Consider the following 9,477-nt stretch of genomic DNA (forward strand, 5'->3'; position numbering starts at 1 on the left):
GTTTTCTTGGGCAGAAGCATTTTTCGTGCAACTGCTTCTGCCGAATCGTTTGATTGACGAGAAGCCCGACGTTGTAGGATTGTAGGACAATCCGTATCTGTGCTTATAGAATACCTTACTTTGCAAAGAATTTCAATTTCCAGAATCACCTAAAAATATATCATTTTTTTATCTCTTTGCACAAAAACTTGTATCCATGTTGCAAAACCTGCACGGATGTAGCAATTTTTCGTCTCAAAAGCGGCAAAACATGTTGCACTGTTCTACAATCTTGCAAAAAAGTACCCGCAGCCGCTCCCCCGCTTTCCAAAGAAGCGGAGCAGCGCCCTGCGGGTGCCTGCGTATGCTTTTTTTACGGGTTGTGCCCTTTTTTTCTCTTATAAGGAGACGTTTTCGTCCCTGGTCATGCTAATCAGATCCTGTGCCACCAGCTCCAGATGGCTGTGCATATAATGCTCGGCGGCATCAGCATCCCCTGCCTGCAGAGCCGCCAGAATTTTGGCGTGGGGCATAATGGCGTTCAAGGCGTTCTGGTTGTGCTGGAAGGTGCGCTGCCGGAAGTTTTTGATGCGCTCACAGGTCTGATGGTTGATCTTGATTAACAGTTGGTTCCGACTGGCTTTGACGATGCTGGTGTGGAATTTTTCGTCATACTTTGCAATGGTGGCAGCATCCTGTTTTTCCACTGCTTCGACAAATTTTTGATGGATGTGTTGCAGTTCCAACAGATCCTCGGGCTGGCTGCGCTCTGCCATCAGGCGGGCAGCCAGCGGCTCCAGTGCGTTGCGCACCTGCACGCAATCCAAAAGCTCCATTTCGTTGGCTCTGAACCACTGCACTGTCTGCTCTGTGCCCGCCTCCTTATCACTTGCTACAAAGGCTCCGCGCCCAGGGCGGATCTCCACAAGCCCCTTTGCCTCCAACAAGCGGAATGCTTCCCGCACGGTGCCGCGACCCACTCCCAGCTGCTTGCTCAGGGTCATCTCCGCAGGGAGCTTGGTATCCACTGCATAGGTACCGTCCATAATACGGTCTGCAATGACCTGCTCCACCTGCTGCACGATAGACACCCGCTTCAGACTGTTCAGTTCTGTTGCCGGTTCTGCCATAAGGACCAGCCTCCTCCTCTTTAAAAATACGCAATAGGATATTTTTTGGTACAAAAACAGCCCCCGCAGCAGGGATGTGCAAAGCTGCGCTCCTGTTTTTCTTAGAACAATTATAGCGCGGTCTATTGTATGATGTCAAACACTTTTTGAAAAACCCGGTTGTTTTTTGAGTAAAGAGCTTCAATTGCCGTATTCCGCCTGAAATTTGTTAATGAAACACGAAAATTCTTTCATAGTTTGAAAATACCTGTTGACATTTCCATGCGCAGTGTGTATGATAAAGGCAAGATGGATTGTAGGACATCATACAATTAAAAACACTGTCATAAATAGTCTGCATAAAGGAGATATCGCTATGAAGATCGCACTTATCAACGAGAACAGCCAGGCCGCCAAGAATGGCATTATTGAAGCCGCCCTGAAGAAGGTGGTGGAGCCCATGGGCCACGAGGTGGTCAACTACGGCATGTACGCCGCCGATGACGCCGCCCAGCTAACCTATGTGCAGTGCGGCATTCTGGCTGCCATCCTGCTGAACAGCGGCGCTGCGGACTACGTCGTTACCGGCTGCGGCACCGGCGAGGGCGCAATGCTGGCACTGAACAGCTTCCCCGGCGTCATCTGCGGCCATGTGGAGGACCCCGTGGATGCCTACACCTTTGCCCACGTCAACGACGGCAACGCCGTTGCCATGCCCTTTGCCAAGGGCTTCGGCTGGGGCGGCGAGCTGAACCTCGAGTACTGCTTTGAGAAGCTGTTCGGCTTCGGCCACGGTCAGGGCTACCCCAAGGAGCGCGTTGTGCCCGAGCAGCGCAACAAGAAGATCCTGGACGGCGTGCGCGCTGCCACCTTCAAGCCCCTGATCGAGTGCCTGAAGAGCATCGATCAGGAGCTGCTGAAGGGCGCTGTGGCCGGTGCAAAGTTCTCTGAGCTGTTCTTCGCCTCCTGCAAGGACGAGGAGCTGGCCGCTTACGTCAAGACCCTGCTGTAACTTACCGCACCTGCACGACAAGAAGTTCCGGCAGTACCTCCCTATTTATCATTTTCCCGCACAGGGGTCGGTCTGACCCGGTCCCGAAAAAACCGTCAGCGCACGAGAGAAACTTCTCTTGCGGTGACGGTTTTCTTTTTGTCGGCAGTGCCGCCCATGGCAAGGCGGCGACGCATGAGTCGTGTTCACTTTTCCGGCAATACCGCATTTTCAACTGGCGCAAACTGAAGGACGGAACGCCGGTCTTTGGCTACCAGTGCAATATGCGAACCGTCAACCCGACCCGTTCCTTCGTTCTGGAGCACAACATGACCCAGCAACTCAGTTGTGATGCCATTTCTATCCCGGAGTGGAAGTTGGAACTGATGGCAAAGAAGATATTTGAAAAGGTCTGGGGCAATCAGAATAAAGCCATTCTTCGTGCCTACAAGATGATTGAAAGCTGTCAGAACGGAAAAGCCACCACACGAATGTCTGCTGCACCGATTCAGGGCCAGATTGAAAAAATCAAAAAACGCAAGCTGAACTATGCTGCCATGCGTGCAGATGGCGAACTGCCACGAGAAGAATATCAAGCCCTCTGCAAACAGGCAGATGACGAGATTGCACACTTGGAGCAAGAGTTGAAAGCCCTCTCCCCTGCGCCCGAACCGCAGACGGTTTCTTCGAACATGAAAGCGATCTACGATTTTCTCTCTCAGAAGGTCGATGTGCACGGTGCCCGTCTTGCTCCCGAATTGATCGACCAGTTCGTTGAAGTGGTCACCCCCATTGCCGATTACTCCTACCGCTGGAAGCTGAACACCGGCTGCAAGAAGTCCAAAGAGGAGCGCGCCGATCTGATGGCTATATCGAAAAAGCCCATCCTCACCTTCACCATCGACTTTGAAACCGCCAAGCGTTACCGGGAAGCCAACAAGATGCCCCACCAGTTCCGCCGTGCAGCGTGGACCGACCTGACCGTGGAGGTGTATCTGTGATGCTTCCGGAAAGCACCCCTGTGTCAAACGCAATTCATCTCATACATGAGCAAACAAATAAGGCCCACCGCCAAAATTGACGGTGAGCCTTATTTTGTTCTTGATTTTTAACGATAATTCGCTATAAAAGCCTTATGCTCTCAGGTTCTTGATCGCAGCCTGAGCGGGTGCCAAAATTACAGAGCGTTCCTCGCTTCATTTGTTCTATGCGATTACCCTCAATCTCATAGCCTTTTTTCAAATCCGCCATGGATCAGAGGACCTACAAAGAATGTGACGAAGGCATTGGGATCCTGCTCGTGAATAATTTCCTGCAGCTCCCCGATTTCATACTTGTTCACGGCACAGAAAAGGATCTTCTTAGGGTGGTTGGTGTACGCACCGTATCCGTTCCAGAAGGTGACGCCGCGTCCCATCTTCTGCAGGATTTCAGTCTGCACAGTGGAAACATCCGTAAATATCAGGGCCGCCACATTGATGTTCTGGTCGTGAAACCTATCTGCCACCGTATACAGGATTGCCACAAAGATGATGGAGTACATCGTAGTTTCCAAATCAAAAAGGAATAGGCAGACCGAAAAGAGAACCGCATTGACATAAATAGAAAGCCGTCCGCTTTTAAAATCTGGGTATTTCTTTACCAGACACATGCATGCAATGTCCATGCCGCCGCAGCACCCACTGCCCCGCAGCGCATAGCCGACACCTACACCACAGAGAATAGCGCCGAAGATACTGTTTAGCAGCACATCCTCCACAAGGGGTGCTTTGAGCGGCGGAAGTACTGAGAGAAGCAACGTCTGCACTGCTACCGAGATCATGGTTTTGATGCAGAACCTGCGGCTCATGACCCGGTATCCTATCAGGAACAGCGGTACATTGATGAGGAAATTGATCATACCAACAAGGTTTGCATCACTGCGAATTGCAATGAATCTACGCAGAAAAATCTCTATAATCTGAGCCAGGCCTATCACACCGCCAAAGTTGATACCATTGGGGGTGACAAACAGGTAGATACCCAAAGTCAGTAGTGTGGAGCCAAATATCAGATCAAAATACTGCTTATATGCTTTATTCATAGCACTCTTCCCGAATCTTCTGTGCATACCAACCAAAAGAATCTTTTTTGTAGCGGGCGAGGTCTCCGGTGCCGTCGTTATGTTTATTTACATAGACCAGTCCGTACCGCTTATCCATTTCACCGCCGCCCGCGCTGACCAGATCGATGATGCCCCAGACCAGATATCCCATGCAGGGAATGCCGTCCTCCAGAACGGCTTTTTTCATCTGGGTGATATGAGCATCGAGATACTCCACCCGGTAGGGGTCATGGACGGAACCGTCCACTTCCAGAGTATCCTCCACGCCCAAACCGTTTTCCACAATGAACAGCGGCTTGTGATAGCGATCATACAGATCATTCATGGTCACGCGCAGGCCGACCGGGTCGATCTGACGTCCCCATTTCGTGATCTGCAGATACGGGTTGCGCAGGGTAGTAATGGCGTTGCCATCCGCCACATTTTTCAGATGCTCCGGATCCGTGGAGATCAGCCTGGAGGAATAGTAACTGAATCCCAGAAAATCGCAGGTGTTCTGAGCCAGAAGTTCGTCATCACCCGGCTGTTCGTCCAGCGTGATGCCCAATTTTGCAAAGTAATTCCGGGCGAATCCGGAATAACAGCCGTTCAATTGGACATCCGGAAAAATGTAATTTTTGTTGTTACTGATACGTGCTTCCATCACATCATTGGGGTTACAGGAATAGGGATAAAAGCTTCCGGCCGCCATCATGCATCCAATTCGGAAATTCGGGTTGATTTTTTTACCGATCCGCACCGCGCAGGCACTTGCCACCAGCTGGTTATGCGCGGCATTGTACACGATCTGGTTAAACTCCGGGTCGTCCTTGTCCACCAGCAGGCCACCGCCCAGATAAGGGATGTGGGTGATCATGTTGATCTCATTGAAGGTCATCCAGTATTTTACCAGATTCCGGTAGCGGTCAAACACAGTGGCAGCATATTTTTCATACAGTGCAATCAGCCTGCGGTCTGCCCAGGCACCATATTTCCGGATCAGGGCTTCCGGCACATCAAAGTGGCACAGGGTGACCACCGGCTCTATCCCGTACCTACGACACTCCGTAAACAGTTCCTCGTAAAAACGCAGGCCATCTTCGTTCGGGGCGTTCTCTTCCCCGGTCGGATAGATCCGCGTCCATGAAATGGACAAACGCAGCGCCTTGATCCCGCTCTCTGCAAGAAGGCGGATATCCTCTTTGTATCGATGATAAAAATCAATTGCTTCCCGACTGGGATAATAATCGTACCGCGTTTCCAGAATGTTTCCAGGATGCAGCATGGCATTCCATCTGCCGTGAGCTGCATCCGGCAGAAAGTCAGCAGACGCAGGCAGCCTGCCGTCTTCCTGCCAGGCACCCTCGCACTGGTTAGCCGCAAGTGCTCCACCCCACAAAAAATCGGACTTAAGTTTCATAATACCTCCAACGCCCCGGGACGCATGCGCTCCCCGGGGCGAACAAAATTTTGAGATCAGTGTTTCTTCAAGATTTCCTCGTCAAAGCCAAAGAGAATCGTAAGTACACAGGATGCTACGATCGTCACGATGATTGCAATAACCATAGCCACGATGGTATCCTCAAAGATCGGCAGGGCAAACAGGGAGGAAGAACCATACTCGTAGTTATGGGCACCCAGCAGAGCGGCCACGACACCACCGATGGCGCCGCCGAGGGAAACAGCCCACATAGGTTTCTTCAGCGGCAGGTTAAAACCGTAAATGGCCGGCTCGGTCACACTAGCAAAGATGCAGCCCACTGCAACGGACAGTGCTTCGGATTTGATTGCCTTGTCCTTTGCCTTGATGGCGATACCCAGAGAAGCGCCGCCTTCTGCCATGTTGGACAGCAGCATACCGGGGCGGAACAGGGGATCAAAACCAGTTTCCGACAGCAGCTGGATCATGGGAGCTCCCAAGGTCATGTGCATACCGGTCATGACCATGTAGGGGAACAGAGCCGTAAACAGAGCAACCGTGATGGGGCCTGCAATGTTATACAACCACAGGATCGCGGCGGTGACATAGGTACCTGCCAGCTGACCCAGAGGCGCCAGTGCAAGGATTGAGACGGCATAGGTGGCGGCCATTGTCAACGTACCGACAAAGATAGGCTTGAACACGCCGGGGATCACTTTGTTCAGGAATTTTTCCACATAATACGCAACGATTGCCAGCAGCAGCGCAGGAAGCAGAGAACTGCCGTATCCTTTCAGGGCAACATTGATACCAAACATGGTGACTGGATCGCCAGCACTTACAATAGCCGTCCATTCAGGAGCGACCAGTGCACCGGCCACGACCATGGAATACGTGGGGGTCGCACCCAGTTTCTTGGCCGCTCCATAAGCGACCAGAATGGGCATGAAATAAAATACCGCATTGCCCACGATGCTCAGCAGCGTATAAGTAGAACTGTCCGCAAAGGGAGCATAAACCTTGGAGATCAGCAGCAGGAACACCTTGATCATACCGCCGCCGATCAGTGCCGGAACCATAGGCTGTACGGCAGCGGAAATGTAACCAATCACTGCCTGCCCAACCGAAATCTTTTCGCCTTTCAGGTCACCGTCCAGTTTTTCGTCCACAGCGCCGCCATCGCTGTAGCCCAGCTTCAGCACCTCTTCATAAACCTTCAGCAGATCCTTGCCGATGATGACCTGCAGCTGACCGCCCTGATAGGTGACGCCCAACACGCCGTCCAGATCATTGATAGCTTTCCGGTCTACCTTCTTGACGTCCTTGACCGTCATGCGCAGACGGGTCATGCAGTGAAATACGGAAGTAACATTTTCCTTTGCTCCAGCCAACGTCATGATATTCTGCGCCAGCTGTTTGAAATCTTTTGCCATTGTAACATCCTCCAAAAAATCTTCCTGGATGGTAACGGACAGAATGTTCCGGTTCAGTTCCGTACCGGAAACCCCATCCAAACGGTTCAGTTCTTCTAGATCTGCCATACCGCTGTCTTTCACAGTGACATACAGGTGCTCTCCGTCAAAACGTTTTCGCGCAACATTGCCTTCACCACCGATGTGATGTATGATAGTTTGAAAGAATGCATCCTGTTTCATGGCTAATCCTCCTGATTTTTTATCTGAAAAACGATGCGGGCCCTGCACCGCTGTTCATTCAATATGTAATAAAAGATCCGGGCACAAAGCGCCTTCAAACTACCTGAAAACGCAAGCGTTTTCAGGTCGGATGCGCTCTGTCCCCGGATCACGTCCCGCAAATGGCGAGTGCCGCTCCAAGCAACGGAAGCTGTTTATGTATTTTTCTGGCAGACGCGGTTGATATGCAACATCAAATAGAGAAGCTCCTCATCATTACAGCACCAATTCTCCTGCTTTTGCAAGAAAGCCGCAATCTTTTTAGCACAGATATATGTTTTAGGGTAATCATTGGCCAGCATCTTTACCATGCTACCACTCCCCGTTTCGCTCTGAGTACCGCTCATCAGCCGTTGGATGAGATAGCGGATATGCATCGTGAACCGGTAGTAACTGTAGCTGTCCTTATCCAGTTTCAGGTTCATTTCCCGCTCCACAATGGACTCCACGCCTTCCTGAATCTCCAACGCCTTTACGAGGGAATGGATCTCGCTGTTTTCGATTTCAGCATTGATCAAATGCATTGCAATGCTGACCGCTTCGGAATCCGGAAGTGAGACCCCCGTGTATTCCTTCAGGATATCCAATGCTTTTACGCCCAGATCAAACTCATTGGGGTACAGATGACGGATATCATAGGCAATGGGGATCGTCAGGTTCAACCCGCTGCGAAAGCGCTCCACCGCAAAGTTCAGGTGGTCGGCCAGTGTCAGCGGCAGGTTGGAGTTAAGGGTCGTATTCAGTACGACCTGCGCATCTTCTGTAATGTCGGCACTCGCCAGAAGAATCTCCTGCGGAAGAGTACTGATCATCTCAAAATAACGCGGGTCGATATCGTAAAACGTGCGGTCTATCCGCGACATATCCGTCAGTTCGTATGGAACCGCCGGAAACCCGATGCCCTTACCAATCACGATCAGTTCCTTCCCGCGGGAGTCCTGAGCAACAGCGGCACTGTTATTGATTTTCCGAACAATTCGCATAGCACCCACCCTCTCCGTTTCGGATAAAGAAAAAGCCTCGGACTGCAGTCATAATTATACCTGCAGGTATAGACACTCTACCGAGCACTATCCTTTGTTCACAAGTACAACTGACGCTTCCGAGGAATCACGTGTTGTAATAAGATGTTAACATAAAATTCATAGAGATTCCATTCGCCTTTTTTACAATTTTATCGATCATTTTTTGTGCATAAATACTTTTTCTTTTAACTTTAAACCATTCATAAATCCACCACCTTATTCGACCGATGTACGCTTTCTTTTCTATTATTGGAACCTCTTTCCGCTTACAAAACAAGATGCAAAAAGCTCTTGGCCTCCATTACAGAAGCCAAGAGCTTTTATCTTCTTTGTCCTATCAGATTTTATTTCCGGGGAGACTTAATCGCAGCCTGGGCGGGTGCCAAAATTACAGGGCGTCTGGAGTGGCGATGGTACGTTATTTCATCACTTGTTTCATCAGCTGGAACACCTGCCATTTGTTCACGGAGCCCTGTGCGCCAAAATATTCCGCACTTTCCGGCTGCATCAGCTGCTGCTCCACGACCCAGTGCACTGCCTTTTGTGCGTCCAGTCCCACCACATCCTGATAATGGACGGTCGGAGTCACATCCGGCTTTCCTGCCATAGTCCACAGAACGACCGCCAGTTGCTGCCGTGTTGTCGGCACCGCCATGCCCACAGGCAGATTGGACAGGATATAACGATTCACTGCCCATACGCCAATGCCAATGGCCGCACCCGCCGCCGCACCGACTGCCGCTGCTGCAATAGCCGCACCACCGCCGGATGCATCCGGGGTCGGATCAGGTACTTCGGACGTCGTATACAGTGCACTGATTTTTACGCAGGCATCCGGCATAATAAAGGTAGTTTTAGCTGCTGTGCCGTCTTTCAGTTCCAGCGTTTGCGGCGTTTCTACCTGCCACCCGCTGAACTTCATTCCTTCCGGCGCAGCCTTTGCATGAATCGTGATTTCGGTTCCGGCCAATGCTGCGGCGGCTTCCGCGCCGTTCACAAACGCCGTGCCATCCTGCACTTCGATCGTGTACGGTTCCGGCTCCGGCTTCGGCGCATCCTTGTAGGTTGCCTTTGCAGTTGCGTTGCCCTCCGGCATACGCACGGTGATGGTTTCGTCTGTCAGGCTGCCGGAAACAAGTTCCAAATTCTCCGAAAGTTCCCACTGGTCGAACAGCT

7 protein-coding genes and 1 pseudogene are annotated in these 9,477 nt (G+C 51.2%); 2 read left to right on the forward strand and 6 right to left on the reverse strand.

Going from position 1 to position 9,477, the window contains the following annotated elements:
- Positions 1-377 precede the first annotated feature (377 nt).
- Positions 378-1,109: a FadR/GntR family transcriptional regulator gene (locus DWV57_RS07715; RefSeq protein WP_120020432.1), complete on the reverse strand. Its 732-nt coding sequence runs from the start codon at positions 1,107-1,109 to the stop codon at positions 378-380.
- A gap of 355 nt (positions 1,110-1,464) precedes the next feature.
- Between DWV57_RS07715 and DWV57_RS07720 the strand changes: the two genes are divergently transcribed.
- Together DWV57_RS07720 and DWV57_RS07725 are read left to right on the forward strand one after the other, a co-directional pair.
- Positions 1,465-2,100 carry an RpiB/LacA/LacB family sugar-phosphate isomerase gene (locus tag DWV57_RS07720; protein ID WP_015537141.1) on the forward strand — a complete coding sequence of 212 codons (636 nt, stop codon included), beginning with the start codon at positions 1,465-1,467 and terminating at the stop codon, positions 2,098-2,100.
- A gap of 308 nt (positions 2,101-2,408) precedes the next feature.
- Complete coding sequence (locus tag DWV57_RS07725) at positions 2,409-3,080, forward strand: hypothetical protein (protein WP_207666245.1); 672 nt, start codon at positions 2,409-2,411, stop codon at positions 3,078-3,080.
- Between the two features lie 224 nt (positions 3,081-3,304).
- Here the strand turns inward: DWV57_RS07725 and DWV57_RS07730 are convergent, their stop codons facing one another.
- The 5 genes and pseudogenes from DWV57_RS07730 to DWV57_RS14510 form a co-directional block, all read right to left on the reverse strand.
- Positions 3,305-4,162, reverse strand: coding sequence for a YitT family protein (locus tag DWV57_RS07730; RefSeq protein WP_120020433.1), 858 nt, complete (start codon positions 4,160-4,162; stop codon positions 3,305-3,307).
- Positions 4,155-5,582, reverse strand: coding sequence for a family 1 glycosylhydrolase (locus DWV57_RS07735; RefSeq protein WP_113620791.1), 1,428 nt, complete (start codon positions 5,580-5,582; stop codon positions 4,155-4,157). The genes DWV57_RS07730 and DWV57_RS07735 overlap by 8 nt, the downstream gene beginning before the upstream one ends.
- A gap of 56 nt (positions 5,583-5,638) precedes the next feature.
- Entirely contained in the window at positions 5,639-7,237 is a 1,599-nt protein-coding gene (locus DWV57_RS07740; RefSeq protein WP_120020434.1) for a PTS transporter subunit EIIC, read from the reverse strand.
- Positions 7,238-7,431: 194 nt separating this feature from the next.
- Positions 7,432-8,259: a PRD domain-containing protein gene (locus DWV57_RS07745; RefSeq protein WP_005920859.1), complete on the reverse strand. Its 828-nt coding sequence runs from the start codon at positions 8,257-8,259 to the stop codon at positions 7,432-7,434.
- Positions 8,260-8,719: 460 nt separating this feature from the next.
- Positions 8,720-9,477 (reverse strand): annotated as a pseudogene (locus DWV57_RS14510) (hypothetical protein); the annotation flags it as partial.

The sequence above is a fragment of the Faecalibacterium sp. AF10-46 genome, from assembly GCF_003604105.1.
In the GTDB taxonomy this organism is placed as follows: Bacteria; Bacillota; Clostridia; order Oscillospirales; family Ruminococcaceae; genus Faecalibacterium; species Faecalibacterium taiwanense.